The sequence below is a fragment of the Spinactinospora alkalitolerans genome (assembly GCF_013408795.1).
GTDB lineage: Bacteria > Actinomycetota > Actinomycetes > Streptosporangiales > Streptosporangiaceae > Spinactinospora > Spinactinospora alkalitolerans.
Genome location: NZ_JACCCC010000001.1, coordinates 5,945,899 through 5,969,607 on the forward strand (window position 1 = coordinate 5,945,899; position 23,709 = coordinate 5,969,607).

Consider the following 23,709-nt stretch of genomic DNA (forward strand, 5'->3'; position numbering starts at 1 on the left):
CCTCCGCGGCCTCGTGGGCGACCTCCGGCAGCACGCTCGTGTAGGTGTCCGACGTGATGGTGATCGAGGAATGCCGCAGCATCGCTTGAACCACCTTCATGTCGACACCGGCCGCCAGGGCGATGGTCGCCGCGCCGTGCCGAAGGTCGTGAAGCCGGATCGGTGGCAGGCCGGCAGCGAACGCCAGGCGCTCAAACGCATCGGTGACGCTGGCCGGATGCAGCGGCGATCCGTCCTCACGGGTGAACACGTGGCCGTCTCCCTGCCACGCTTCCCCCCATTCGAGCTTCTCCGCAAGTTGCCGCTTGCGGTGTGCGCGCAGGACCGCCACGGTCCCCTTGTCCAAGGCGATGGTGGCGTCTGAGGCGTCAGTCTTGGTGTCGGCTTCCTCCGGTTCCCAGCCGAGTTGCCGAATCTGCTTGCGCACCGTCAGGGTTCCCGCGTCGAGGTCGACGTCTGGCCAGCGCACCCCGCAGGACTCCCCGCGACGCAGGCCGCGGAATGCGATCAGGTGGAATTGCGCGTACAGCCGATGCCCGGCCGCGGCGTCGAGGAACGCCCCAACCTGCGCCGGGGGCCAAACCATGACCCTCGACGGCCGGGCCATCGCCCGCCAGATCTTGAAGCCGCCGACCTCCTGGCCGCGCGCGTGCTCCTTCGCCTCGGCCAGCGCCGCCTCGAACGCGGTAAACCACACCGCGGCGCGCTCCGGAGTCCACACGACGGCCTTAGGTCGCTTGCCCGCCTTGAGGTCCACCAGCTTCGCGACGTTGACCGTGATCAGTTGCTGTTTCACCGCCGACGACAGCGCAGAGCGCAGGGTTGCCCGGATCCGCTGCTGCGTCGCCGGCCCCACCACCCGCTTGCCCTTCACCGATGCCCGCACCTCCGGATCATCGGACGCGCGCGCCTTCCGGATCCGGTCGTTCTCCGCCTCGATCGCGTCGAACATCGCGGCGACGTGGTCGACACGCAACCGGTCGAGCTCGACGTGTCCGAGGTGCGGTTTCAGATACAGGCGCCCGTGGTTTTCGTAGCTGCGCACGGTCGACTTCTCGATGTTGCCCTTCCCCTTCAGCCACCCATCAAAGAACGGGCCGAAGGTGAGCTTGGTGGTGATATCACGGCCGCGGCCGTGCTTGACCTTGGCCTCGTCAAGCGCTTCCTGGGCGGCTTCCTGGGATCCGAACCCACCCCGGCGCACCATGCGCCGCTTGCCGCCCTTGCCGGCTTCGATCTCAAGTCGGAAGTACCAGGCGCCGTGTCGGGGGTTCCAGGTGCCGTTCTTCCTGCGCAGCTTCGGGCAGGACTGGCCGAGCTCCCGGCCGGCCTCGTCGCGGCATTTGCACCGCTTGTAGGTCGAGCCCTTCATTCATCGCCCTCCGGGTCGATGTGCGCCGACTCCGGGCGAAGCTTGCCGGGGGTTAGCCCGGCCTCGCGCATGCCCTGTCGATTGCGGCGAATGTTGGCTTCGATCTGCTTCGCGAGATGGTCTTCAGCTTTGGCTGCACTGAGCATGGCGTCACGTTCGGCATCGGTCTTAGCCGTCTCAGCGGCCTTGCGCTGGCCGGTCGCGCGCCCCCTAGCTCCTCTTAGATCAGCGAAGTAGCGATCGTTCCAACGGAAGCGGTCGAGAGGTTCGCCGCCCTTCTCCCAGGCCGCATGGTCCTCGTGAGACACCACCCATTCGTCCGATGCTCTGGTCGGGAACGCCTCTTCACCGGTAAACCACTTAGCGGCTTGCCAGGTAGGGATCTCACGACCAGGAAGGACCTCGGTCATCTCCTCACGGCCGACGGGGAAGATCAACAGCAGTGGGGGCACTCCCAGGACCTTGCCGAGTACTAGCAGCTCCACCAGGCTCACCGTGGGACGGCGCCCAATCTCCAAGTTGGCCAGGACTGGGCGTTTCATGGGAAGGCCAGCAGCGGTGCACTTCTGCGCGAGCTGTTCAGCGCTAAGCCCCTGCCGCTTCCGATACCGCTGAACCTCTCGGCCTACTACGCGCGCTACCGCAGCACCCCACTCATCTTGTGACATGAGATCACAGTAACTCGAAACTTGCGCTCTGTCGATCCTTGGCGGATACTGCTGACCAGTAACCAACGATCACAGAAATCGTGATTTTATGATCCACAGAGGAATGTCGGTCGATGAGGCGCTATCCCTACCGGTGAGCATCGACCTCGTAACCGCCGGACGTGCCTTCGGCATGCAGAGGACCAAGAGCTATGAGCTCGCGCGAGCCGGCGAGTTCCCCGTGCCGCTGCTCCGCATCGGCAACGCCTACCGGGTCCGCCGCTGCGACCTCCTAGAAGCACTCGGTATTGGCGGCACTCCAAACCAACTAACGAACGGCGGTGCTGCCGCGTGAACACCAGGAATGAGAACGACCCCCGACGCGGCAACGTCGAGGGTCGTAGTGAAGTCCAATGCGCTCGGACTTCCCCCAGGATAATCGGCGCCGCTGTCGAAGCTCAGCCGTGCGCCGCGTGCGTCCGCGAAGCCGCCGAAGCGATGGCCAACGACCCCGTAGCGCGTGCGCTGGCGCAGTGGGCGGACGGCGCCGTCGTCTACGTCACCGACTGCGACCATGGGCCGGAGAACCGCAGGTGAATAAGGCAACACGTGCCGACCTCGACGCCGTGGGTAAGTTCCTGACGGCCTACTACCTGGGCGCGCCCGGCCTGCTGCACATCGGCTCGAAAGAGGACTTCGCCGGAAAGACGTTCGCCACCGACCCCAATGGCATCAACGCCGCCGTGGCCTACGTGGGCGAACGCGACGCCGCCGGGTCGCAAGGGATCTATGCCCGCCCGACCACGCTCGCGCATGAGCTGCAACCCGGCAAGCGCGGCGGCGCCGCCGACTCCCGGTCGTTCCTGGGGTTCTGGACCGATCTAGACTATGCCGGCCCCGGCCACAAGGATGATGGCCTCCCACCCGACGAGGAGACCGCACACAAGGTCTATGCCGAAGCCGGCCTTCCCGCGCCCACAATCCTGGTCAACAGCGGCGGCGGGCTCTACCATCACGTTCTTCTCGATGAGCCCTGCGACATTGCCGACGTCCAGGCGCGCGAGGAAATCAAGAGGTTATCTCGGCGCTGGCATACCCGCATCAAGGCCGCAGCCGAGCGGCTCGGCTGGTCTTACGGCACCGGAGTGTCTGACCTGGCGCGTGTTCTGCGCATCCCCGGGACAGTCAACCGCAAGCCCGGCGTGGGGCGAGTGGCCACCGCGGAGTATTCCGGCGAGATCTACAGCCTTGACCGGTTGCGCGAGTTGCTCGACGAGGAATCCGGCGCGCCTGCTCCCGCGGAGCAGGCGCCCGCGGCCAGCCCGACGCCGTCCCATGGTGACGGCCCCTTTGATGTTCTCTCGCAAGAAGCCGCCTGGGCCAACCTGCTTGAACCGCACGGCTGGACCTACGTCGGCAGCGACCGCGACGGCGCCGAACTGTGGCTACGCCCCGGCGATGCAACCTCGGCGCACTCCGCGCGCGCCGGGTACAAGGGAATCCCCACATTCAACGTGCACTCAACCAGTGCCGGACTGCCCACCGTCGAGGAACACGGCGGGCACCCGCTCACCATGGGACGGCTGTTCGCTCACCTGAACCACGGCGGCGATGAACACGCCGCCGCCCGCGATCTGCGTTGGGCCGCCCTCGACGACCCGCGCGCCACCGCGGCCGCTCGGCGACTGCCGAGCCCGGTGCTCACCGCCATTCGGCAGACGTGCCACACGAACAGCGATCAAGCGGCAATGATCGCCGACATCTTGCCGCCTCCGGCAAACGCCGCTGATGTCCACTCGGCGAACGCCAGGGCCGCCGTCGAGGAATCGCCCGGCGCCCCCATCACGGACCGGTTGTCCGCGCTGCGCGCCCTCCTCATCGACTCCGATGGGCTCGATGGCATCCCCGACCCCGAACCGATCATCGACCGCGTTCTGTACCGGGACAGTCTCGCGTGGGTCCATGGGAAACCGGGACACGGCAAGAGCTTCGTCTCCCTCGACTGGGCCGGCTGCGTGGCCACCGGCCGCACATGGCAACAGCACACGATCAGCCACCCGGGCACGGTCGTCTACCTCGTCGCCGAAGGCGTCACCGGTGTGCGCCAGCGCGTGCGCGCATGGGAAGACGCGGCAGGCACGCGCATGGACGGCGTGAAGTTCCTGCCCGTCGCCGTCCAACTGCTGTCCCACATCGACCGGGACGCCTTTGTGCGGCTCGTCGCCGAGCTGGCGCCGGTCCTCGTCGTCATCGACACCCAGGCGCGCGTGACGGTCGGCGCCGACGAGAACAGCGCCCAGGACATGGGCAAGCTTGTCGCAGCCGCCGACACCATTCGGGAGGCCACCGGCGCATGCGTGCTGCTGGTCCACCACGAGGCGCGCGCCGGTGACACGCTGCGCGGATCCACCGCATTGGAAGGCGCGGCGACGACGCTTATCCGCATCACCAAGGACGGCCCGACCGTGCGCGTGGACTGCACCAAGCAGAAGGACGCCGAACCGTTTCCGCCGATCCTGCTCCGCTTGGTCTTCCACGGTGCCGGCGCGGTTCTCCAGTCCCATTCGGGCGTGGGACTCGCCGAAGAACTGGCCGGTGCCGAGCGGAAGCTTCTCGACGTCATGCGGGACTCGTTTGGGACTACCGGGGCGACGGGGACGCAGCTCCGCGACGCTTCCGAGGCCTCCAAGTCGAGCTTCTACCGCGCGCTTAACGGCCTGCTCAAAAAGGGTTTGCTGCGCAACACAGGGACCGATAAGAGCCCGTTCTACACGCTGCCCGAAGGGGCGGCACCGAGGGTAGTCCCATCCAGTCCCAATCAGTCCCGTGAGACAGCCGGAGACCAGTCCCAAGTCCCACTCTCTTTAGAGAGTGGGACTGGTGGGACCGGGGCCGGTCGGCACCTCGACGCGACATCCGATCTCGGCCCGTCGCGCAAATGCCGGAAGTGCGGCAACGCCTTCCGCTCGGCCGAGTCTCCCGACTACTGCCACGACTGCCGATACCCCAACCGCGGAGCCGCCGCATGAGCACCGAAGCCACCTGGATCGACCTGGCCGAACAGCTCGAACAGATCCGACGCGAGTTCGAGGCGCACGTGGCCGACATCTACGCCATGACCACATCGGCCACCGAGGAGGCCAGCACCGAACCGGCCCCACCCACCTCGCCTACGTGAGGACCGCGAAGGCCAACGATGTCCACTGGACCGCGACACCAGGACCTGTCCGCGCTGCTGCGCGCGGACGGGTCCGTCGTCGTTCCGGCCGAGGTCGCCGGCGAAGTCCTGCGCGCGCTCATGCGCGACACCACCGTGCGCGTGCGCGCCGACGGCGGCGAAGTGTCCAACGGCCTGCGAACGCTGCTGTACGCGCTCCACAACGCCGCCGAACACCCCCGCCACGACCCGCCCGGTTCCGGTAGCGGAAGCGCCACCGCGGCGCCCGGCAACGTGGTGAGCGTGACCGAAGCCGCCGCGCTGCTGGAGTGCTCCCCCCGATGGGTGCGCCATCTGATCAGCACCGGCCGACTCTCGGCACGCAGAGCCGGCGCCCGCTGCTGGCTCGTCGACCACACCAGCCTCGACGCCTACCGGAAGGGAACCCATGGCCAAGACATCTGATCCCGTGGCCGATGCCGAACACGAAGCCGCAGAAGCCGAGCACCTCGTCGAGGCACTCGAAGAACGGGTGCGCGACGGCGACGACAGCGTCACGCCCGAACAGGTGGAGCAGCAGCGCGGCTTGTCCCACTTCGCCCGCCTGCGCGTCGAGGCCGCCCGCCGCAAGGCCGAGAAGGCGCGGGAGAAGGAACGCCGCCGCCAGCTCGACGCGCTGCGCGCCGACATCGACGCGCGAGACGACGACGTCACCCGCATCGTCGAGCTTCGCGCCCAGGCCGAACAGGCCGTCGAGGCGTTCGCGCAGGCATGCGACGACCGCAACCGGTGGATACGCCAAACGGTCCGCCGCATGAAGGAGCTCGACGTGCCCAACGGCCAGGCCGGCGAACGCGACCCCTCCGGTCTCGGATGGGTGGCCAGCGCCACCGGTAACGGGGTCTTCACCTCAGAACGCGGCGTCAAGGAGATCAGGGCGGGCGCCCACGTCGCCGACATCGTGCACCAGGTCGCCGCCCGGCATGGCGGGCTTCCCGTGGGAGGTACAGACCTGCACACCCTCGTTCACCGTGTCGCGGTGCCTGCGCGTCTGCTGGAGGTCAACCGTGGCTGAGGCAGCCCAGACGTTCACGCGCGAGCAGATCGCCACCATGACCCGGGACGAGTACGCCCAGCACCGCGACACGATCATGGCGCAGTTGGAGCGGGAGGGCAGGGCCCACGCGGTCTCGGTACGTTCTCGCGCGCGCGAGGAAGGGACTGTGAGACCCGATGGCCGCGCCCCTCGATGATCAGACGCGCGCTCGCGTGGTCGAGCTCGCCAGGTCCGGGCTGTCCCGTAACGAGGTGGCGCGTCGCGCCGAGGTGTCCACCGCGACCGTGTCCCGCGTCGCCGCGGCCGCGGGCGTCGCGTTTGACCGGTCAAGAACCAAAAACGCGACCAAGGCGAAGGTGGCCGACGCCAAGGCCCGGCGCGCTCAACTGTCGCTGGACCTCCTCGACGACGTCGAGCATGTGCGGTCGGTGCTGCGCGGCACCGACCGGCCGCAAGGACTCATGCACTCCGCGCGCGCAGTGTCGGAGCTGGTGAACTCGCACACTCAGCTCGTCGCCGTTGACGCCAGCGACGACACCGACCTCGACCACTCCAAGTCCATGCTGGGGATGATCTTCACCGGCATCCAGACATGGCACACCGGACAGCAGGAAGGCGGACAGCAATGAACCTCGACGCAGACACCTTGCTCGTGCACCGGCTCGGCGCCGACCTGCTCACGGCGGTAGAGAGCGCTTCGAGCGATCCCGGGGCGGTTGCGGCCGCGGCCGGGCTCGCGCTGTCCGGCGCCGACTCCAGCGACCCGGCCAGGGCACACAAGCGGCAGGTGGCGTTGGTGGGATACCTCGCCCTGGTCGCGGTCGAGGTATTCGCCCGGACGCGCCAGGGCGACGCGGCCGGCTTCGCCGAGCGGATCACAGCAGAGCTCACCCGACTGGCTTTGTAACTTCCGATAACGCCCATTTATCGGAAGTTACAAACCACGCGAAACGGACACGAAAAGTGGCCCCGGCGCTCCCTCCTTTGGAGGGTGCCGGGGCCACAGCCGCGCGGCCAGTGGGAAGGACACGGACGGACCCGACCGCGGGATCGGCACCGCGCGCCGACTCCCCGGGCGGTATCCGGCGCGCGGTGGTCTCTCACGTCTGCGGCTGTTCAGGGCTGGAGTACACCCCGTCGCCGATCTGCTCTAGGCGGTTGCCCATCCATCCACGGTCAAGCAACGACCGGCCCGCTCGCGCCGGCGGGTCTTCGAGTTGGCGCACGAACTCCTCGACGTCGGTCTCGGCGACCGTGGGCGCGTGCTCGGTACGGCGGTCGACGGTCGTGGCGATCCACAGATGATCGGTGCGCCGGATCCGCCACCGGCCTGCGTAGTGCTCGCGCAGGATGGCCAACAGCGGGTCAGAGCTGGGGGTCGTGGTAGCCATGCCGCGACGCTAAGCCGGTGCGGCGGGGCGAAGGGGTACAGATTGTGCCTCTAGGTCAGTAGGCCGACCTTGTCGGCCAGGGCGGTGGCGCGCTGTCGGCGCTGGCTCTGCCGGGCGTCGAGCTCTTCAAGGAGGATCCGGCGCGCGTACCCGTTGTACTTGATCGTTTCCGGCGCTGCGTCGTGCGCTGCGTCGAGCACCGCCAGCGCCGCATCCGGTTGGGCGTCGAGGTGGTAGGCGCGCGCCTGTTCGATCTGGTGGCGCGCGCGGCGCGGCCGCGATGGGATCGCGCTGTCCGGGGCGTGCTCGGCCTGGCGCACGGACTCGCCACCGGCGCGCAGCTCCACGGCCACGGTGACCGCGTGGGCGCCCATGATCGCGCGCGAGAACGACGTCACCGGGTGGTAGTAGGCCGCGGGTAGGCGCTGCGCTGCGTCGTTGGCGGTGTCCCAGTGCCCCCAGGCGTTGCCGAGTTCCCCGCGGCGCGCCGCGGTGTAGCCGGCCTCGAACTGCAACGCACCCCAGATCGCCAGCACGTCATCGGGGCCGTCCGGCAGCATCGGCGCCAGCACGCGCACCGTCTGGGAGGTCACGACGTCGGCAGCGTCCCAGTCGCCGGCATCCCGGTGCGCCTGGGCCATCAGCCAGGAAGCGACCCCGATCGCGTGGGCGTCGCCGGAGTCCTGAGCGGCGACCATGCCACGCTCGGCCACCCGCCACAGCAGATCTTGCGCGGGCTGGTAGGCAATGAAGAACTGGGCCAGCGCGTAGACCTCGGCCAACACCGCCTGGGCGGCGCGGCGCTGTCGCCCGCTGTCGGCCTGGTGCGCGGCCAGCTGCGCATCGGTGATCAGCCCCGGCAGCAGCAGCCCCAGGACCTCACGGTGGTTGGGTGCGGAGTGCCGTGCCGCCCACGCCTGGTCAAGACGCGCGCGCAGGTGCGCCACCGGCGGGGCCGGCCGCTGCGTCAGCGCGGGGAAGGCGTTGACCGCGGCGCGCACGGCGGGCAGCCGCTCATGCCCGGGGCCGGTGAACATGTCCACCGGGATCGACTGCTGCCCGGTCAGCTCAGAGAGGTTGCGTGCCCGCAGCGCTTCGGCCAGGCGCAGCAGGATGGACAGCTTCGGCATACCCAACCGGCCCGACTCCACCGCCTTGACCCATGACGCGGACTTGCCGGTCAGACCGGCGAGAACCTCACGGGTCATGCCGCGCCGGGTCCGCAGCAGCTTCAGCCGCTGCCCAAAGGACAGCGACACCTCGAACGGGTCCGGAGTACCATCGGTCATGGCTCTGCCCTTCCTGATCAGGTCGCACTCATCAGGCTACGGGTAGAGCCGTTTTCACGTCAGGGGTTGGCGCCACCTGGCAACACGACAGCGGCCCCACCGGTTCCCGCCCGGTGGGGCCATTTGGCGTGCTGGCCGGTTCGGCTGCTACCCGCTGCCACCCCAGGTCAGGCACCGATACGGGTGATAGCGGGGCTGCTACCGGTAGCGGCGCGGGCGCTACCGATTCGCCCCGACGAGCGGCAGCTCGGCCGCGCTACCGTCGACCTCGGCGGGGTCGGGGCGCTGGTTCTGCCGGTGCTCGCGCAGCACCGTGCGGCCCCAGGACTGCGAGCGCTGGCATTCGGCGCCGATCTCGCTGCCGGTGATCTCGCGCCCGGCGCTGTCGGCAGCAGCGATCAGCTCGGCCGCGCGCGCTGCCGCCTCCTCGGCCGACAGCCGCGCCGGTTCCTGGCGCCTGCTCTGCCGCCGCTGCCGCCTGCGCGCCGCGGCAGGATCAGCGGCAGCAGCCACGGGGATCACGCGCTCGGTCGCCTCGTCGAGGCCGACCGTCAGCGCGGTAGCGGGCGCCGGTTCCGGGGCCGGTTCTGCCGCCTGCTCCACAGCGGCAGCGGTGACGGTGCTCTCCGGCTCTGCCGGTTCGACTACCGCTGGTCCTGCCGCCGCGCGGCCGTCGTCCTGCCGCTGCTCGCTGCCGCCCGCAATGGCGATGCTGGCCACCAGGACCAGGCCGTCAACGGATAGCGGCAGCAGGTAGGCCACCAACGGGTCTTCGCCGTAGGAGATCAGCAGGTCCCGCATGTGGCCGTAGGACACCACCGCGGCGACCCCGGCCACAATCGCGGTACCGACCCACCGCAGCGCCACAATCCAACGGCTACCGCGCTGCCGCGACCGGGTGACCATCTCGGCCACCAGCAGCAGCGCCACTGGCGCCCACGCTGCCGCAGCAACCCGGCCCGCATCCATCGGCCCGGGGCCGTTAGTCGCGTGCAGCACGTTGGCGCCGATGCTGACGGCAGCACCCGCGACGAACGCCACCCAGGGAACGGTCTTGCTGTCGCTGCTCATCGGCGCTCACCCCCGGCCAGCAGCAGCGGCAGCGACGCCAGGTCGGCCAGTCCGTCGAGCGCCAGGGCGACGACGGCCAGCGGCAGCGCCACCAGCCGCAGCACAGCCACGGCCAGTGCCAGCAGCACCAGGCCCAGCACCACCAGGACACCGGAAGCGTGGATCATCTGCATCGTGGTCACTGGCCGGCCTCCTTCGCGTCGAGCAGCTCGACGGCGCGCGCCGCGACGTTGCCGCCCAGCACGGACCGCACCGCGTGCACGCGGCCCGCGTGGTCGAGGTCCGCACGGAACAGCAAGACGACCGTGTCCGCGTCGCCCGGCCTGGTGACCTTCACGAAGGGGATGTGCGCCGGGAACGGCGCCTCGAAGATGCGCACGTTCACCGGGCCACCCCGCACCACACGCGCACGGCCACGCCGCGCACCGTGAACGAAGTCTCGACCGTGGCCCCGGTGTGCTCGACGGGGGATCCGTACCGGGCCGAGAACAGCGCCAGCAGCGGCTCCGAACCCGGCTCCAGCTCGGCGGTGATGCCGTCGCCGGTCGTCTCCCAGAACGGCGCCGTACCGTCGAGCGGCACCCCGACGCACACGCGAAGCTGCCAGATGAACGCCAGCAGTTCGGCCATGGCCACCGCCGCCGCGGGAACGGCCGGGGCGGCCGGCTCCGGCTCGACCTCGGCCGGGTCGGCCTTCACCCACACGCACACGGGGATGCCTTCCACGGTGAACCGCGCCTGCGGGAACTTGCCGCGAAGGTGCTGCCAGTCCACCGGCACGCCGAAGGCGTCGGCCCATGCCTGGAGGCCGGCGCGGTCGTTGGTGGGCAGGTGTCCGTCGAGCGGCATGCCGTCGGTGTGGGTGATGCTCCAGTCGCAGCCCGGCAGGTCGAGGGCGAGCAGGTGCAGCAGCACCGCGGCCGCGCGGCCCTGGTGGGCGCGGTCGTCGTCGGTGACCTCTGCGAGGTTGGGGAGCTGACTAAGGTTGAGCATGGGTCCTGCCCTTCCTGGTTAAGGGTTGGGATCAAGGCCCCGGCCGGTGCTGGAATCACCGGTTCGGGGCCGCTTCGTTGTCCGGACTAAGGCCCGTAAAACTGCGTAGCTACACGGTAGGCAGAAACCTTGTAGCTACGCAATAGATGTGCCACGATTCCTGTAGCTACAAGCAAGGGAGTGCGGATGAACGAGCCGAAGCACACGACCACCCGGCCAATCCGGGTGCCGGTCGTGCTCTGGGAGGCATACGGGCGCGTCTGCAAACGACTCGCCACCGACCGAACGAACGATCTCCTCGACCGGATGCGAGAACGCATCCGGGAGTATGGCGACGAGACGGACCGCGCAGACCTGGCACAGGCAGAGCAGGAACTCGCCGAGCGGCGCGCGCGGAAGGGCGGCCGGCCACGCAAGCGGGAGTGAGGCACGGGAGCCCCGGGGGAGCCCGCACGGACCGGAACCGTCCGGAGAGAAGCGGGGGAAGCGGCACCGTCTGCCATGCAGGAAGGCCGCTTATCAGCGAAAACACCGACGATCGTCACGACTCGCCACCGCCCGGCATGTCTTCACGGGCACTTTTAATCCGCGGGTTCAGGGTTCGATCCCCTGGGGGCCCACCACAGACGGCGAGGGCGTTCACCGGCCACGGTGAACGCCCTCGATCGTTCGGCGGCGGTGGTCGACGGCGATCGTCCCCGCGTCGGGCCGGGACGGAGGAGGGGCCGGAGCCGCCCGGTGACGTAGGGCAGGGGCCGCGCACGCGTGGTGGCAGTCGCGGGTCCGGGCGAGCATGGCGCCCGCCATGCAGGCGCTCGCCTCACTGGCTCCGCCGAACGGCTACTCGCCGGACTTCCTGACCCCGTGGTGCGCGGGCGAGGGCATCGAGCTGAGGCTCGGCGAACTCGTGGCGACGCCGCACGCGCGGCCGCCGGGGCATACGCGCGCGCTGGTGCTGGAGGCCGCCGTCGAGGGCGACACGACGGGCGACCTGGCCCGGCGGCTGGACATCTCGGTGGCGACGGTGAGCGAGCACGTCGCCGTGCTGCGCGACACCGGTCTCGTCAGCCAGCCGACGGCACCGCAACCGGGTGCGCCGCGTCGCCGCGGAGCGGGGCAGGGGCCTGCTGGGCGACCTGGCGGACGACTTCGCGCACATCGTCGGCGACCACCGGCGCCGCTGCGAGACGCGCGGCCTCCCGGCTCTCCGGCCCGCGCCCCCGCCCCAGGCGGTGCGATTCGTGCGCCCCACGCGGCGCACCCGGTAGCGGTTGACCTGCGGGGTAATCGACGCGGTCGGGCGGTCGGCGCGACCCTGGGCGGAGACCCGACAGCGAGGAGAACGGGGCGCCCATGACCGCAACGACGGCCGGCGGCTTCGACGCCGACACCCGCGCCGCCCGGGCCGGCGACAACGAGTACACCGCGACGGTCACCGACCGCTGGAACGCGCTCGGCGGGACCGCGAACGGCGGCTACCTGCTCGCCCTGTGCCTGCAGGCCCTCCGCCGCGACATGCCGCTGCCCGACCCGCTGGCCGTCTCGGCGTTCTTCCTGCGCCCCGGCGTCCCCGGCCCGGCGCGGGTGCGCACCGAGGTCGCCCGCGCGGGGCGCCGCTTCGCCACGGGCGAGGCCCGGCTGCACCAGGGCGGCAAGGAGGCCGTGCGGATCTGCGCCACCTTCACCGACCTCGCCCGGGCCGCGGGCCGCACACTGGTCCGCAACGCGGCGCCGCTCCTGCCGCCGCCGGACGCCTGCACCGACCTCCTGGGCGGTGCGGGCATGCCGGGCGTGACGATCGCCGAGCGCGTGGAGTACCGCTTCGCGCGGGTCCCCGGCTGGTGGCGGGGAGAGCCGGGCGGCGAGCTCACCGCGGAGTTCTGGATGAGGTTCAAGGACGGCCGCGACGCCGACCTCCCGGCGCTCGCGCTGCTGGTGGACGCGGCCGCCCCGGTCGTGCTCGACATCGGCGAGACCGGCTCCTCGACCCTCCAGCTCACCGTTCACCTGCGGGCCCGCCCCGCTCCCGGATGGCTCGCCTGCCGCGTCACCACCCGCCACATCATCGACGGCCACCACGAGGAGGACTTCGAGATCTGGGACTCCGGCGGCGCGCTCGTCGCCCAGGCGAGGCAGCTCGCCGCCCTCAACGGAGACGGCACGCGCCACCGCACCCCCTGACCCGTCGCCCGCTCGCCGATCTCGAATCAGCGAGGGCCGTCAGCGGCGGCCGCGTGGTGGTGCTCGGCCGGCACGCTCGCCGGGTTCGTGCTCGCCTCGCTGAACCTGCTCTACCGCGTCCTCGACCCGTTCGTGATGGCGCTGTACTCGGTTCCGAAGGTCGCACTCGCGCCGCTGTTCATCGTGTGGTTCGGCATCGGCATGCACATGAAGGTGCTGCTCGCCGCAGCGACCGTGTCCTTCCTGGTCTTCCTCAACACCGCCGCGGGGGTCCGCGAGGTCGACCGCGGGCTGATCGACGCGGCGACGGACTCAGCGCTGGTGAACCTGGGCAGCGCGCGCTGGACGGCGTCCACGGCGACCCGGAGCGGTCGAGGGCGCTGCTCGGGATCTACAAGGACACCGATCCGAAGGCGCTGGACGCGCTGGTCCCGATCCTCGGCGCGGAGATGCCGGCCTCCCCGGAGGTGCGGCGCGGCCCCTACGAGACGGCGATGGCGTTCCAGTTGGACAGCGGGCTGGTCAGGAAGCCCACGGACTTCTCCGCGATCACCGCCGTCTGACGGCGGACGCGCGGGGCGGTCGACCAGGTGCCGTCCCGCCCCGCCCCGTCACCGCCTTCGACGCGATCTGTCTTTGATCGGGGCTCACCCGGGTAGCCGACGTCCCGATGGGGAAGAGAAGAGAGGCGCGGAAGAAGGCGAACAGCGATGCCGGAGCGCGGCAGCGGAACCGATGACGACCGGAAGACCGTGGTGGGGCTGCTGGCCGACCCCGGTCTGCCCACCAAGGTCGCCGAAGGGCTGGTCCGCGAGCTGCCGGATCGGCTGTCCCAGAGGGTCGGAGGCCGCGTCTCCTGGGAGGTCCGCGTCGTCTCCGAGGCGCTCGCCCTCGACGAGCACGACTCCATCCCCTTCCTTGAGATCGCCCGCGAAAGGAGGCCGCGGGAAGGCTGGGACCTGATGGTCTGCATGACCGACCTGCCCAGACGCGTCGGCACGCTGCCGGTCCTCGCCGACCTCAGCAGGGTCCACAGGGCGGCGCTGGTCTCGCTGCCCGCCGTCGGGTGGGTCCGACTGCGCTCGCGCGCCGGCGAGACGATCGTGCACCTGATCGCCGAGATGACCGACGCGGCGGGCCGGCGCCCCCGCAGCATGTGGCGCCGACCGAGCGAGCTGGTCTCCCCCGTGCGCTCCTTCTCCTCCGGGGAGGACTGCGTCGACGCCTACCTGGCGCTGTCCGGGGTGCGCGGCCGGGTCCGGCTGCTGTTCGGCATGGTGCGGGACAACCGCCCATGGCGGCTCGTCCTCAATCTGAACAGCGCGATCGCCACGGCCGCGGGCACCGGCGCCTTCGGCGTGTTCTACTCCACGATCTGGAGCATGGCCGGCGCGCTGAGTCCGCTGCGGTTGGCGCTGATCAGCCTCATCTCGGTGGGCGTGATGAGTGCCTGGATCATCCTCCACAACGGACTGTGGGAGCATCCGACCGGACCGGGGGCGCGCCACCGTGCGGTTCTCTACAACGCCGCGACCCTCATCACCATCGTTCTCGGCGTGGCGTGCATGTACGTCGTACTGTACGGGGTCCTGCTGACGCTGGCCCTGGTGGTGATCGCCGCGACGATCCTGGAGTCGGTCCTCGGGCATCCGGTCGGTCCACTGGACTACGCGGTCCTGGCGTGGCTGGCGAGTTCCCTGGGGACGGTCGCCGGCGCCCTCGGTTCGGGGCTGGAGGACGAGGAGACCGTCCGCGAGGCGACCTTCAGCAGGCGGGAGCGGGAGCGCCGCGCCAAGAAACGCGAGAAGGAGGAGAAGAACGAGGCCGCCGACCGCCCCCCGGACAGCACCGGGACTCAGCGGGGTCCATGAGCGGACCAGCCCGACCATCGGGTGACCCGGACCAGGATCACCGGGCCCCGCGGCGGGTCGGCGCGGTACTGGGGGTAGCGGGCGCACAGCCGGGTCAGGGCCGCGTCGAACAGCGGGCCGTCGTGGTGGATGTCGGCCTCGCCGTCGGCCCGCACCCACCAGAGGTCGGCCCAGTCCTCCCCGTACTCGTCGGCCAGCAGGCAGACCCTGGGGTCGGCCTCGATGTTGGCCAGCCGTTTGAGGCTGCGGGTGGTCTTGGGCTTGTTGTCGACGGCGATGGCCACCGTGTCGCCGTCGAGGGCGAAGGCGACCGGCACCAGGTGCGGCCTGCCGTCGGCGGCGACGGTGGCCAGGCGGGCCACCCGGCTGCGGCCGAACCGCCGGCGGGCCTGTTCGGGGCTCCAGCGCATGCCTCCAGCCTCGCACGGCGGCCGGTATCCGCTCCGCTCCCCCGCCAAACCTCTGCAGAGAACTTCGTCCGGGGTCGGCCCCGGCGCTTGCCGGGACCGCCGCGCGCCCGCACGTTGGAGGCATGGGCGTCGCGGACACCGACCACGCAGTCATGGACGAGCCGGCCCGGCCCTGGTGGGTGCGGTTGTCGCGCTGGCTGAACGGCACGCGGGTCTGCGCGGTCGGTGACTGCATCGAGCTCACCGATCCCGACTGCGGCCACTGCGCGTCGCACATCCGCGAACTGCGCGCGCGGCTCGGCGGGCGCGGCTGCGCCGAACCCCGGTGCGTGGAGCCCCGATGCGACGGCGACCCGCTGTGCCCCCGGCATCGCGAGGCCGCGCTCATCGACGCCTGCGTGGCATCGGTTCCGGACGGGCGCTGGAACGTGTGACCGCGGCGACACGCCCCGCACCACAGGCGATCTCACATTTCGGCAAACCCGGAAACCCGAGTTTCCGTCATCACTCATTTGGCCTTCTCGGCCGTCCTGAAACCGATATGGTTCCTTCGGCGATTGCCGAAGATTCCCTGCGACACACAGCGAGAGAGGCGTGTCCGTGACCGAGAGGGTCCGCCTGGTCTGCCCATTGGGACGCAAGCACGCGGAGCTGTGGGGCGGTGCCGCTGTCGCCGCGCTCGGGCTCGTCGTCGCCGCGCTCGCCCCCACCCACTGGACCGGGCTCGTCCCGGGGATCGTCCTCGTCATCGGCGGGGCGGGCCTGGCCTGGCACGGCTCCCGCTTCCGCGCGCCGGTGCTGGAGGTCGACTCCGGTGAGTTCCGCTACACGCGGGGCCGCTACGTGGTGCGGATCCCCTTCAGCGACATCGGCTCCTACTACGTGCTGCCCGGCCGCACCCGCTCGCTCGGGCTGTGCGACGCGGCCGGACGCCCCCGCATCTTCCCCTCCGTCGAGGGACGGCGGGCGACCCGGCCCTACCTGCCGCTCACCGGTCTGGTCTCCCCGGCGCGGATCGACTCGTTCATGAGCACCGCGGGCATCCCGCCCAGGGACCGGTCGCTGACCTCCGGCGGCGGGGCGGCGTCCTGACCTCCCCGGCGCGCACGGCGATGGGCCGCACTCCGGACGAGTGCGGCCCATCGCCGTCTCTTCGCCGACCGGGGACCGGCCGCGGAAGGGTCCTGGAGTCCTAGAACTCCAGGCCCTCGGCGTCGTCGCCCATGACCTCCTGCAGGAACTCCGGGTTGTCCGCCAGCCAGACGCGGGCGCCCTCCTCCGGGTTGTCCGCGTGCTCGTTGATGGTGAGCTCCTCGAGCTCACCGAGCTGCTCGTCGTTCATCGTGAAGTTCTGCAGCCACCCGTTGAACTCGGCGAAGTCCTCGCCGAAGCCTTCGCGGCCGACGGCGTGGATCTGCTCGCCCTCGCCCATCGCGCCCTCGGGGTCCTCCAGGTCCTTCAGGTCGTAGTCGGAGTAGGCGATGTGCGGCCGCCACAGGGTGACGACGATCGGCCGCTCCTCGGCGACGGCGCTGTCGAGCTCGGCCAGCATCGCCGACGTGGAGGACTCGACGAGCTCGTACTCCTCCAGGCCGTAGGCGGGGACCGCCTCTTCCTTGGTGGTGCGCACCAGGCCCGAGCCGGACTCGATGCCCACGATCTCGCCGCCGAACTCGTCGGCCTTGCCCACGAGGTCCTCGATGGAGTCGACGTCCTCCACGTAGGAGGGGACGGTCAGCTCCAGCGTGGCGTTGTCGTACCAGACGCCGACGTCCTCGACCTGCTCCCCGTACTCCTCCCAGTAGTCGCCGTGGGTGTCGGGGAGCCAGGTGTCCATGAACAGGTCGATGTCGCCCTGGGCCATCCCCTGGTACAGGGGCGCGACGTCGACGTTCTCGACGGTGACCTCGTAGCCCTTCTCCTCCAGGATCACCTTCCACATGTTGGTGACCGCGATGCCCTCCTCCCAGGGGATGAGGCCGATGCTGATCTCCTTGGGCCCCTCTCCCTCCTCGGGGCCGGTCGCGACGCCGCCTTCGCCGCCGCCGCAGGCGGTGGCCAGCAGGGCCAGGGAGGCCAGCCCGGCGCCCAGGCCGAGCAGACGGGAGTTGCGCTTCATCGATCGCACGTGTCTTTCCTTCCTCTGTGTGGGGTGAAGCGAGAACACGGCGGAGCGGGCCCGCGTTCTCGTCGGGGGCCGGCCGCCCTCCCGGACGGACCCCCGGGGGATCAGCCGGCCGCGGTTCGCTGCGCCCTGGCCGCCGGGGAGTATCGGGTGATGGCTCCGGTCAGGCGGTCGAGGAAGATGGCCAGGATCACCACGGCGATACCGCCCTCGAAGCCGAGCGGCATGTCGCTGCGGGCGATGCCCGTGTACACGGTGTTGCCGAGGCCGCCGGCGCCGACCATGCCGGAGATGACGACCATGGACAGGCTGAGCATGATCACCTGGTTGATGCCGGCCATGATGGTGGACAGCGCCAGCGGGAGCTGGATGCGCCGCAGGATCTGCAGCTCCGGGGCGCCGAACGCCTCACCGGCCTCCACGAGCTCCTTGTCCACCTGCCGGATGCCCAGCTCGGTCAGCCGGACGCCGGGGGGCATCGCGAAGATCACCGTGGCGATCACACCGGGGACCTGGCCGATCCCGAAGAAGAAGATCGCCGGGATCAGGTAGACGAACGCGGGCAGGGTCTGCATGAAGTCGAGGAGCGGCTTGAGGACCCCGCTGACCCGGTTGCTGTAGGCGGCCAGCACGCCGATCGGGACGGCGATGACGACCGCGATGAGGGTGGCGACCAGGATCAGCGCGAGGCTGCTCATGGCCTCCGTCCACTTGTCCATGCTGATGATCAGCAGGAAGCCGAGCAGGCTGAACACGGCGAGCCGCCATCCGGCGACCACCCAGGCCAGGCCGGCGAGCAGCAGCACGGTGATCAGGTCGATCTGCATGCCGACGATGAAGTGCAGCACCAGGGCGGCGAGCAGGGCCGCCACCGAGCCGATGCAGATGTAGCGCTGCCGGGGCTCGCGCGTGACCACGAAGCTCCCGATCACCAGCGCGGCCAGCAGCAGGATCGCGAGGACCAGCGGCGGATACACGTACTCGGCGCCGAACAGGGTGATGGCCCACACGAACAGCGCCGGCGGCATGGACTGGATGGCCAGGGCGACGCCGCCGAAGGCCAGCTCCACGGCGTAGAGCACCAGGAAGGCCGCCCACATGACTCCGGCGAGGCGCGTCCACTTCCGGCGCAGCAGTCCCGCCGTCACCACGCTCGCGGCGATCACGGTGAGCAGTGCGGCCGGGGGTTCGGTGAACAGCTCCGACAGCGTCTCGACGCTGACGCCGATGATGCTGCCGATGAGGTCGAAGACGGGGCCGAGGTTGGCGCGCAGCCAGTTGATCGCGTTCTCGAACCACACGCCGACGGGGATGCGCGGCACGCTCACGGAGCGGACCGAATCGAGTGCGTACACGGTCATCAGCGCTGTCCCCCTTCGTCATCGGCGGTTTCCCGGACGGCGGCGACCGGTTCCGGCGGTCGCCCGCCGGTGTCCGCCCGCTGCCCCTGCGGCTCCTCCGGCTCCCCCGCCCCGTCGGCGGCCTCCGTACCGCCGGGGGCCAGCGCCGCGAGCAGCGTCACCCGGGGGATCACGCCGACCAGGCGCCCCTCGTCGTCCACGACGGCCAGCGGGTACGGGCTCTCGGCGGCCTGCCCGAACAGGTCGGCGACGGCGGTGTCGGGGTGCACGCGCTCGATCTCGGTGTCGACGAGGCCGTCGAGCGCCTTGGCCCCCGTGCGGACCGCCTCACCGATCACCCCTTCGCGCACCGCGCCGACCAGCCGGCGGTTGCGGTGCACGACGAACGCCGAGACGGTCTGGTTCTCGCGCATCGTGCGCAGGGCCGTCCTCGGCCCGTGGCCGGGGTCGATCACCGGGATCGGCGGCTCCATCACCGAGGAGGCGGTGAGCACGCGGGTCCGGTCGACGTCCTCGACGAACTGGGCCACGTAGTCGTTGGCGGGGTCGTTGAGGATCTCCTCCGCGGTGCCGATCTGGGCCACCCGGCCGTCGCGCAGCACGCAGATGCGGTCGCCCAGGCGCATCGCCTCGTTGAGGTCGTGGGTGATGAAGATGATCGTCTTGCCGAGGGTGGCCTGCAGCTCCAGCAGCTGCGACTGCATGTCGCGGCGGATGAGCGGGTCCAGGGCGCTGAACGCCTCGTCCATCAGGATGATGTCGGTGTCGGCCGCCAGCGCCCTGGCCAGTCCGACGCGCTGCTGCATGCCGCCGGAGAGCTGCTGCGGGACGTGGTCCCCCCAGCCTTCGAGGCCGACCAGCTCCAGGGCCTGCGCCGCCTTCTCCCTGCGCTCCTCCCGCGGGACGCCGCGGACCTCCAGTCCGTAGGCCGCGTTCTCCAGGACCGTGCGGTGCGGGAACAGCGCGAAGTGCTGGAAGACCATGCTGACCTTCTTGCTGCGCAGGGTGCGCAGGTCACGGGAGGACAGCTCGGTGATGTCGGTGCCGTCGATCTCGACCGCGCCGGCGGTCGGTTCGAGGAGGCCGTTGAGCATGCGGATCAGGGTCGACTTCCCCGACCCGGACAGCCCCATGACGACGAAGATCTCCCCCGCCTTGACCTCGAAGGACACGTCGATGACGGCGGCCGTGACGTTCAGGTGCCCGATCTCGCCGCGGTGCCGGCCGTCGGAGAGCAGTTCGACCGCTCTGGTGGCGCGTTTCCCGAACACCTTGTAAAGCCTGTCTGCGCGTACTGCTGGCACGGTCTCCTCTTCGCTTCCTCAGCCGCTGGAAGCGGCGGCCCGCCCGGACCGGCGTCACTCCCCCGCCCCACTTCCGCGGCGCGCGTACGGTGGTGCATGCGCGTGGCGACCGCTAGCGGAGTACCTTCCTTAAAGGCGCGAGGGGACCCCGCGGGTGTCCGTGCCAACAGTGCTGTCCACGCCCGTTTTGAGTCGATAGATCACCATACAGACGAAGATCTTGGTTTTCCTGAGAGTGCGTCACGGCGAAATAACGCGTTTAGGACGCGCGGACCCCAAATCCCAACCTCGGGATGCAAAACCGACGGCAAAAAGCAAGATTTAGTGATTTAGGTCACACAGATCGAAACTGTGATCTATGCCACTAAATATGGGTTTCGCCTGCTCAGATTGGTTACCCAGCGATTTTCGGCGTGTTGCCACTGTGATTGGAGTCGACCGGCGTGGCTCATTGCGGCCAAGCCACTCCCCGGACTCGTCGCATACAGTCGTAAGGGTGACGCAGTCTCGGATAAGCGCCATCGTGGTCGTCGCGGCCGTCACGGCCGTGATGTGGATCCTCGAGATCTTCGACCACCTCGCAGGAAACGCACTGGACGGCTTCGGCATCTACCCATGGTCGATCGACCGGCTCGGCCACGTGTTCACCGCGCCGTTCCTGCACTTCGGCTTCGACCATCTGATCGCCAACACCATCCCGATGCTGGTGCTCGGCGCGCTGGTGGCCTTCAGCGGCCTGGGCCGCTTCATCGGCGCCTCACTGATCATCGTCATCGTGAGCGGCATGGGCGTGTGGCTGACCTCCCCGCCCGGCAGCGTCACGCTCGGGGCCAGCGGCCTGATCTTCGGCTACTTCGGCTTCCTGGTGCTGCGCGGCATCATCGAACGCAAGACGGTCGACATCGTCATCATGATCTGCGTGGTCATCTTCTACGGGACCATGATCTTCGGGGTGCTGCCCCAGCAGTCCGGCGTGTCCTGGCAGGCCCACCTGTTCGGGTTCCTCGGCGGCCTGTTCGCCGCCTACGTGCTGCCCACCCGGACCAGGCCCGCGCGGGTCACCGGGGGCTACGGTTCACGGGGATCCTACGGCTCCTACGGGTACTGATCCGTCCGGACCCGGGCGTGCGCCGGCCCGGTCTCAGACCTCGGTGCGGGAGAAGCTGCGGTAGGAGCGCGAGGGGGTCGGTCCGCGCTGGTTCTGGTAGCGCGACCCGTACTGGGGCGAGCCGTAGGGGTGCTCGGCCGGCGAGGTGAGCCGGAACATGCACAACTGCCCGACCTTCATGCCGGGGAACAGCTTGATGGGCAGGGTCGCGACGTTGGACAGCTCCAGCGTGACGTGGCCGGAGAACCCGGGGTCGATGAACCCGGCGGTGGAGTGGGTGAGCAGCCCGAGCCGGCCCAGCGAGCTCTTGCCCTCCAGCCTGCTGGCGATGTCGTCGGGGAGCGTGACGACCTCGTGGGTGGAGGCCAGGACGAACTCGCCCGGATGCAGTATGAACGGCTCGTCGCCGTCGGGCTCGACCAGCCGGGTGAGGTCGGGCTGCTCCACCGAGGGGTCGATGTGCGGGTACTTGTGGTTCTCGAACACACGGAAGTACCGGTCGAGCCGGACGTCGATGCTCGACGGCTGGACGAGCCCGGGTTCGTAGGGATCGATCCTGACCCGGCCGGACTCGATTTCGGACCTGATGTCACGATCAGAGAGCAGCACGTTCCAGAACTTACCTGTTGACCTGGACCGCGCCGCACCGAACGTCGAACAGAGGCGGCATGCGGACCACGGGGAGGACGAGGGGAGGACGCGGCGACACCGTCCGAGCCCGAGTTGCCCGCCCCGCGCGGATCTCAGGTACGATAACCTTCGATGCGAGCCGGGAAACCGCTCCTCATCGCGGATGTAGTTCAATGGTAGAACTTCAGCTTCCCAAGCTGATAACGCGGGTTCGATTCCCGTCATCCGCTCTTCAAGACGAAGGCCCAGGTCAGGGACACGATCCCGAGCCTGGGCCTTCGTCGTCGAGAGGGCCGGAGGCGGCCCGCGTGCCAGTTCCGTGCCAGATGCTCAGCCGGGAACCCGCACGCCGGACGGCCCGTCCTCATCGTCGTCGTCACCGTCCGCGACGGCCCCCGACGCTCCCCCGGCCCTCCTGAGTTCGTCGGCCGCCCTCTCGCCGAGGGCATCGGCGATGTCCCGCGCCCGGTCGTCGCGCGCGTGCAGGTAGACCATCGCCGCCCGCGTGCTGGAGTGCCCCATGCGGTTCATCAGCTCCCGCAGCGACGCCCCGGCCTCGGCCGCGTAGGTGTTGCCGGTGTGCCGAAGGTCATGCAGGTGGATGCCTTCGAGCCCCACGGCCGCGCAGGCGTCCGCCCAGTACTTCGAGAAGTTCGCGCGCCGGAGCTGGTTGCCCTTGACCCCGACGAAGACCAGCCCGTTCGGCCCCGCCTGGGAGAACTCGCCGAGGTGGCGTTTCAGGTCACCGACGATCAGCGACGGGAGCACGACCGTCCGGTAGCCCGCCCTGGACTTGGGAGCGCCCTTGATCAGCTCCCCCACGTCGTAGACGGTCTCCCGAATGGTGACGGTCCGCTGTTCGAGGTCGAGGTGCGACCGGCGCAGCCCGGCCAGCTCGCCCCAACGCAGACTGCCGAACGTCGCGAGCAGCACGAGCGCCCGGTACCGCGGCTTGATCGCATCGGCGAGCTTGAACACCTCGGCCACCGACAGCACCGGGCGTTCCTCGCTGTGCTCCTGGCCGGCCCCTTCGATCCGGCACGGGTTCTTGCGGATGAGTTCGTCGCGGACGGCGGTGTTCAGGATCGCCCGCATGAGCCGGTACGCCTTGGCGACCGTGCTCCTGCCGACCTTGGACCTGCGCCGAGCAGTGCGCCACTTGCGGATGTGCGCTTCGCGGATGTCCTTGATCGGCATGTGCTCGAAGGTCGGGTTCAGGTGGATGCGCAAGAGCCCTTCGTAGAGCTGCGCCGTCTTGGGACTGAGGTCCCGGTCTTCCATCCACTCGGCCGCGTAGACGCCGAACTCCACCGTCCCGGCGTCCGGATCCACCCACTCTTGTCGGGCGATCTCCGCTTCCTTGAGGCTCAGCCACCGTTCCGCCGACTTCCGGCTGTCGAAGGTGCGATCGGCGGTCCGGTCGATGCCGTCAGGTCCCTGATAACGCGCCTGCCACCGCCCGGAGGCCAACTGCCGAACGGCCCCGAACTGCCGCCGGTACCCCTTGTTGTTGCCGCCCATCTACGCGGCCCTCCCCGCCCGCAGCCGCACCGGCTCGACGACGCCGGAGGCGATGAACTCGTCCAGCGCGGTTTCCGGGATGCGCACGTGTCGCCCGATCTTCACGAAGGTGATCCGGCGTTCCTCGATGAGGCGACGCGGGTAGCGCTCGGAGGTGTTGAGCCGCTCGGCTGCCTGGGCCACGGTGAGCAGTCGACCAGTGGCACGGGTCTTCCTCATGG

General features: G+C 69.8%; 30 protein-coding genes, 1 tRNA gene and 3 pseudogenes. 19 read left to right on the plus strand and 15 right to left on the minus strand.

Features of this window, described 5'->3' with window-relative positions:
- Nucleotides 1-91: 91 nt before the first annotated feature.
- Nucleotides 92-607 (minus strand): annotated as a pseudogene (locus tag HDA32_RS31125) (site-specific integrase); the annotation flags it as partial.
- Here HDA32_RS31125 and HDA32_RS31130 point away from each other — a divergent pair.
- Nucleotides 585-1,037, plus strand: a complete 453-nt coding sequence (locus HDA32_RS31130; protein WP_246334496.1) for a hypothetical protein — start codon at nt 585-587, stop codon at nt 1,035-1,037. The pseudogene HDA32_RS31125 and the gene HDA32_RS31130 overlap by 23 nt on opposite strands.
- Nucleotides 1,038-1,368: 331 nt before the next feature.
- On the opposite strand, the gene HDA32_RS26550 is transcribed toward HDA32_RS31130, so the two are convergent.
- Nucleotides 1,369-2,040: a helix-turn-helix domain-containing protein gene (locus HDA32_RS26550; protein WP_179645749.1), complete on the minus strand. Its 672-nt coding sequence runs from the start codon at nt 2,038-2,040 to the stop codon at nt 1,369-1,371.
- A 103-nt stretch (nt 2,041-2,143) separates the two neighbouring features.
- Between HDA32_RS26550 and HDA32_RS26555 the strand changes: the two genes are divergently transcribed.
- From HDA32_RS26555 to HDA32_RS26590, 8 genes are all read left to right on the plus strand, one after another.
- A complete protein-coding gene (locus HDA32_RS26555) occupies nt 2,144-2,374 on the plus strand; it encodes a hypothetical protein (RefSeq protein WP_179645750.1) in 231 nt (76 codons plus the stop codon).
- A gap of 238 nt (nt 2,375-2,612) precedes the next feature.
- The gene (locus HDA32_RS31960; protein WP_179645751.1) at nt 2,613-5,048 is read left to right on the plus strand and encodes an AAA family ATPase; all 2,436 of its coding nucleotides are present in this window, start codon (nt 2,613-2,615) and stop codon (nt 5,046-5,048) included.
- Nucleotides 5,045-5,197, plus strand: a complete 153-nt coding sequence (locus HDA32_RS26565) for a hypothetical protein (RefSeq protein WP_179645752.1) — start codon at nt 5,045-5,047, stop codon at nt 5,195-5,197. The genes HDA32_RS31960 and HDA32_RS26565 overlap by 4 nt, the downstream gene beginning before the upstream one ends.
- Nucleotides 5,198-5,215: 18 nt before the next feature.
- Complete coding sequence (locus HDA32_RS26570) at nt 5,216-5,641, plus strand: helix-turn-helix domain-containing protein (RefSeq protein WP_179645753.1); 426 nt, start codon at nt 5,216-5,218, stop codon at nt 5,639-5,641.
- Nucleotides 5,625-6,251 carry a hypothetical protein gene (locus tag HDA32_RS26575; RefSeq protein ID WP_179645754.1) on the plus strand — a complete coding sequence of 209 codons (627 nt, stop codon included), beginning with the start codon at nt 5,625-5,627 and terminating at the stop codon, nt 6,249-6,251. The genes HDA32_RS26570 and HDA32_RS26575 overlap by 17 nt, the downstream gene beginning before the upstream one ends.
- On the plus strand, nt 6,244-6,429 hold the full coding sequence (locus HDA32_RS26580) for a hypothetical protein (RefSeq protein WP_179645755.1): 186 nt from the start codon (nt 6,244-6,246) through the stop codon (nt 6,427-6,429). Before HDA32_RS26575 ends, HDA32_RS26580 begins: the two co-directional genes overlap by 8 nt.
- A 16-nt stretch (nt 6,430-6,445) precedes the next feature.
- Complete coding sequence (locus HDA32_RS26585) at nt 6,446-6,862, plus strand: hypothetical protein (protein ID WP_179645756.1); 417 nt, start codon at nt 6,446-6,448, stop codon at nt 6,860-6,862.
- Nucleotides 6,859-7,140 (plus strand): hypothetical protein, encoded by a 282-nt coding sequence (locus HDA32_RS26590; RefSeq protein ID WP_179645757.1) that lies wholly within the window; start codon nt 6,859-6,861, stop codon nt 7,138-7,140. Before HDA32_RS26585 ends, HDA32_RS26590 begins: the two co-directional genes overlap by 4 nt.
- A 193-nt stretch (nt 7,141-7,333) precedes the next feature.
- Here the strand turns inward: HDA32_RS26590 and HDA32_RS26595 are convergent, their stop codons facing one another.
- The 6 genes from HDA32_RS26595 to HDA32_RS26620 form a co-directional block, all read right to left on the minus strand.
- Nucleotides 7,334-7,624: a hypothetical protein gene (locus HDA32_RS26595; protein WP_179645758.1), complete on the minus strand. Its 291-nt coding sequence runs from the start codon at nt 7,622-7,624 to the stop codon at nt 7,334-7,336.
- 50 nt (nt 7,625-7,674) lie between these two features.
- Nucleotides 7,675-8,913: a helix-turn-helix domain-containing protein gene (locus HDA32_RS26600; RefSeq protein ID WP_179645759.1), complete on the minus strand. Its 1,239-nt coding sequence runs from the start codon at nt 8,911-8,913 to the stop codon at nt 7,675-7,677.
- A gap of 219 nt (nt 8,914-9,132) precedes the next feature.
- On the minus strand, nt 9,133-9,984 hold the full coding sequence (locus HDA32_RS26605; RefSeq protein WP_179645760.1) for a DUF2637 domain-containing protein: 852 nt from the start codon (nt 9,982-9,984) through the stop codon (nt 9,133-9,135).
- Complete coding sequence (locus tag HDA32_RS26610; RefSeq protein WP_179645761.1) at nt 9,981-10,166, minus strand: hypothetical protein; 186 nt, start codon at nt 10,164-10,166, stop codon at nt 9,981-9,983. Before HDA32_RS26610 ends, HDA32_RS26605 begins: the two co-directional genes overlap by 4 nt.
- Nucleotides 10,163-10,369: a hypothetical protein gene (locus HDA32_RS26615; protein ID WP_179645762.1), complete on the minus strand. Its 207-nt coding sequence runs from the start codon at nt 10,367-10,369 to the stop codon at nt 10,163-10,165. The genes HDA32_RS26610 and HDA32_RS26615 overlap by 4 nt, the downstream gene beginning before the upstream one ends.
- Nucleotides 10,366-10,977: a hypothetical protein gene (locus HDA32_RS26620; RefSeq protein WP_179645763.1), complete on the minus strand. Its 612-nt coding sequence runs from the start codon at nt 10,975-10,977 to the stop codon at nt 10,366-10,368. Before HDA32_RS26620 ends, HDA32_RS26615 begins: the two co-directional genes overlap by 4 nt.
- A 186-nt stretch (nt 10,978-11,163) precedes the next feature.
- On the opposite strand from HDA32_RS26620, the gene HDA32_RS26625 reads away from it, so the two are divergent.
- The 6 genes and pseudogenes from HDA32_RS26625 to HDA32_RS31145 all read left to right on the plus strand — a co-directional run bounded on the left by HDA32_RS26625 (nt 11,164) and on the right by HDA32_RS31145 (nt 15,029).
- On the plus strand, nt 11,164-11,403 hold the full coding sequence (locus HDA32_RS26625; RefSeq protein WP_179645764.1) for a hypothetical protein: 240 nt from the start codon (nt 11,164-11,166) through the stop codon (nt 11,401-11,403).
- A 379-nt stretch (nt 11,404-11,782) separates the two neighbouring features.
- Nucleotides 11,783-12,040, plus strand: a pseudogene (locus HDA32_RS32175) (ArsR/SmtB family transcription factor); the annotation flags it as partial.
- A 28-nt stretch (nt 12,041-12,068) separates the two neighbouring features.
- Nucleotides 12,069-12,245 (plus strand): hypothetical protein, encoded by a 177-nt coding sequence (locus HDA32_RS31140; protein WP_246334498.1) that lies wholly within the window; start codon nt 12,069-12,071, stop codon nt 12,243-12,245.
- Nucleotides 12,246-12,330: 85 nt separating this feature from the next.
- A complete protein-coding gene (locus HDA32_RS26635) occupies nt 12,331-13,158 on the plus strand; it encodes a thioesterase family protein (protein WP_179645765.1) in 828 nt (275 codons plus the stop codon).
- An 18-nt stretch (nt 13,159-13,176) separates the two neighbouring features.
- Nucleotides 13,177-13,455, plus strand: a pseudogene (locus tag HDA32_RS32180) (ABC transporter permease); the annotation flags it as partial.
- Between the two features lie 413 nt (nt 13,456-13,868).
- Nucleotides 13,869-15,029 (plus strand): DUF2267 domain-containing protein, encoded by a 1,161-nt coding sequence (locus tag HDA32_RS31145; RefSeq protein WP_179645766.1) that lies wholly within the window; start codon nt 13,869-13,871, stop codon nt 15,027-15,029.
- On the opposite strand, the gene HDA32_RS26650 is transcribed toward HDA32_RS31145, so the two are convergent.
- Nucleotides 15,014-15,439 (minus strand): TIGR03668 family PPOX class F420-dependent oxidoreductase, encoded by a 426-nt coding sequence (locus tag HDA32_RS26650; protein WP_179645767.1) that lies wholly within the window; start codon nt 15,437-15,439, stop codon nt 15,014-15,016. The genes HDA32_RS31145 and HDA32_RS26650 overlap by 16 nt on opposite strands.
- Nucleotides 15,440-15,561: 122 nt before the next feature.
- Between HDA32_RS26650 and HDA32_RS26655 the strand changes: the two genes are divergently transcribed.
- A complete protein-coding gene (locus HDA32_RS26655; RefSeq protein WP_179645768.1) occupies nt 15,562-15,873 on the plus strand; it encodes a hypothetical protein in 312 nt (103 codons plus the stop codon).
- A 166-nt stretch (nt 15,874-16,039) separates the two neighbouring features.
- The gene (locus HDA32_RS26660) at nt 16,040-16,531 is read left to right on the plus strand and encodes a hypothetical protein (RefSeq protein ID WP_179645769.1); all 492 of its coding nucleotides are present in this window, start codon (nt 16,040-16,042) and stop codon (nt 16,529-16,531) included.
- Nucleotides 16,532-16,631: 100 nt separating this feature from the next.
- On the opposite strand, the gene HDA32_RS26665 is transcribed toward HDA32_RS26660, so the two are convergent.
- From HDA32_RS26665 to HDA32_RS26675, 3 genes are all read right to left on the minus strand, one after another.
- Entirely contained in the window at nt 16,632-17,558 is a 927-nt protein-coding gene (locus HDA32_RS26665) for a glycine betaine ABC transporter substrate-binding protein (protein WP_179646978.1), read from the minus strand.
- A gap of 110 nt (nt 17,559-17,668) precedes the next feature.
- Nucleotides 17,669-18,925, minus strand: a complete 1,257-nt coding sequence (locus HDA32_RS26670) for an ABC transporter permease (RefSeq protein ID WP_179645770.1) — start codon at nt 18,923-18,925, stop codon at nt 17,669-17,671.
- Entirely contained in the window at nt 18,925-20,196 is a 1,272-nt protein-coding gene (locus tag HDA32_RS26675; RefSeq protein WP_179645771.1) for a quaternary amine ABC transporter ATP-binding protein, read from the minus strand. Before HDA32_RS26675 ends, HDA32_RS26670 begins: the two co-directional genes overlap by 1 nt.
- A gap of 529 nt (nt 20,197-20,725) precedes the next feature.
- On the opposite strand from HDA32_RS26675, the gene HDA32_RS26680 reads away from it, so the two are divergent.
- Nucleotides 20,726-21,337 (plus strand): rhomboid family intramembrane serine protease, encoded by a 612-nt coding sequence (locus HDA32_RS26680; protein WP_179645772.1) that lies wholly within the window; start codon nt 20,726-20,728, stop codon nt 21,335-21,337.
- A 33-nt stretch (nt 21,338-21,370) separates the two neighbouring features.
- Here the strand turns inward: HDA32_RS26680 and dcd are convergent, their stop codons facing one another.
- A complete protein-coding gene (gene dcd / locus HDA32_RS26685) occupies nt 21,371-21,946 on the minus strand; it encodes a dCTP deaminase (protein WP_179645773.1) in 576 nt (191 codons plus the stop codon).
- A 180-nt stretch (nt 21,947-22,126) separates the two neighbouring features.
- On the opposite strand from dcd, the gene HDA32_RS26690 reads away from it, so the two are divergent.
- Nucleotides 22,127-22,197 (plus strand) — tRNA-Gly (locus HDA32_RS26690).
- A gap of 100 nt (nt 22,198-22,297) precedes the next feature.
- On the opposite strand, the gene HDA32_RS26695 is transcribed toward HDA32_RS26690, so the two are convergent.
- A complete protein-coding gene (locus HDA32_RS26695; protein WP_179645774.1) occupies nt 22,298-23,488 on the minus strand; it encodes a tyrosine-type recombinase/integrase in 1,191 nt (396 codons plus the stop codon).
- Nucleotides 23,489-23,707 carry an excisionase family DNA-binding protein gene (locus tag HDA32_RS26700; RefSeq protein WP_179646979.1) on the minus strand — a complete coding sequence of 73 codons (219 nt, stop codon included), beginning with the start codon at nt 23,705-23,707 and terminating at the stop codon, nt 23,489-23,491.
- Nucleotides 23,708-23,709 lie beyond the last annotated feature (2 nt).

Excerpts from the sequence above, each read along its gene's own strand:
- HDA32_RS31130 (WP_246334496.1), top strand. The coding sequence starts at position 585 with ATGACCCTCGACGGCCGGGCCATCGCCCGCCAGATCTTGAAGCCGCCG.
- HDA32_RS26550 (WP_179645749.1), bottom strand. The coding sequence starts at position 2,040 with ATGTCACAAGATGAGTGGGGTGCTGCGGTAGCGCGCGTAGTAGGCCGA.
- HDA32_RS26555 (WP_179645750.1), top strand. The coding sequence starts at position 2,144 with ATGTCGGTCGATGAGGCGCTATCCCTACCGGTGAGCATCGACCTCGTA.
- HDA32_RS26565 (WP_179645752.1), top strand. The coding sequence starts at position 5,045 with ATGAGCACCGAAGCCACCTGGATCGACCTGGCCGAACAGCTCGAACAG.
- HDA32_RS26570 (WP_179645753.1), top strand. The coding sequence starts at position 5,216 with ATGTCCACTGGACCGCGACACCAGGACCTGTCCGCGCTGCTGCGCGCG.
- HDA32_RS26575 (WP_179645754.1), top strand. The coding sequence starts at position 5,625 with ATGGCCAAGACATCTGATCCCGTGGCCGATGCCGAACACGAAGCCGCA.
- HDA32_RS26590 (WP_179645757.1), top strand. The coding sequence starts at position 6,859 with ATGAACCTCGACGCAGACACCTTGCTCGTGCACCGGCTCGGCGCCGAC.
- HDA32_RS26595 (WP_179645758.1), bottom strand. The coding sequence starts at position 7,624 with ATGGCTACCACGACCCCCAGCTCTGACCCGCTGTTGGCCATCCTGCGC.
- HDA32_RS26600 (WP_179645759.1), bottom strand. The coding sequence starts at position 8,913 with ATGACCGATGGTACTCCGGACCCGTTCGAGGTGTCGCTGTCCTTTGGG.
- HDA32_RS26605 (WP_179645760.1), bottom strand. The coding sequence starts at position 9,984 with ATGAGCAGCGACAGCAAGACCGTTCCCTGGGTGGCGTTCGTCGCGGGT.
- HDA32_RS26620 (WP_179645763.1), bottom strand. The coding sequence starts at position 10,977 with ATGCTCAACCTTAGTCAGCTCCCCAACCTCGCAGAGGTCACCGACGAC.
- HDA32_RS26625 (WP_179645764.1), top strand. The coding sequence starts at position 11,164 with ATGAACGAGCCGAAGCACACGACCACCCGGCCAATCCGGGTGCCGGTC.
- HDA32_RS26635 (WP_179645765.1), top strand. The coding sequence starts at position 12,331 with ATGACCGCAACGACGGCCGGCGGCTTCGACGCCGACACCCGCGCCGCC.
- HDA32_RS31145 (WP_179645766.1), top strand. The coding sequence starts at position 13,869 with ATGCCGGAGCGCGGCAGCGGAACCGATGACGACCGGAAGACCGTGGTG.
- HDA32_RS26650 (WP_179645767.1), bottom strand. The coding sequence starts at position 15,439 with ATGCGCTGGAGCCCCGAACAGGCCCGCCGGCGGTTCGGCCGCAGCCGG.
- HDA32_RS26655 (WP_179645768.1), top strand. The coding sequence starts at position 15,562 with ATGGGCGTCGCGGACACCGACCACGCAGTCATGGACGAGCCGGCCCGG.
- HDA32_RS26665 (WP_179646978.1), bottom strand. The coding sequence starts at position 17,558 with ATGAAGCGCAACTCCCGTCTGCTCGGCCTGGGCGCCGGGCTGGCCTCC.
- HDA32_RS26670 (WP_179645770.1), bottom strand. The coding sequence starts at position 18,925 with ATGACCGTGTACGCACTCGATTCGGTCCGCTCCGTGAGCGTGCCGCGC.
- HDA32_RS26695 (WP_179645774.1), bottom strand. The coding sequence starts at position 23,488 with ATGGGCGGCAACAACAAGGGGTACCGGCGGCAGTTCGGGGCCGTTCGG.
- HDA32_RS26700 (WP_179646979.1), bottom strand. The coding sequence starts at position 23,707 with ATGAGGAAGACCCGTGCCACTGGTCGACTGCTCACCGTGGCCCAGGCA.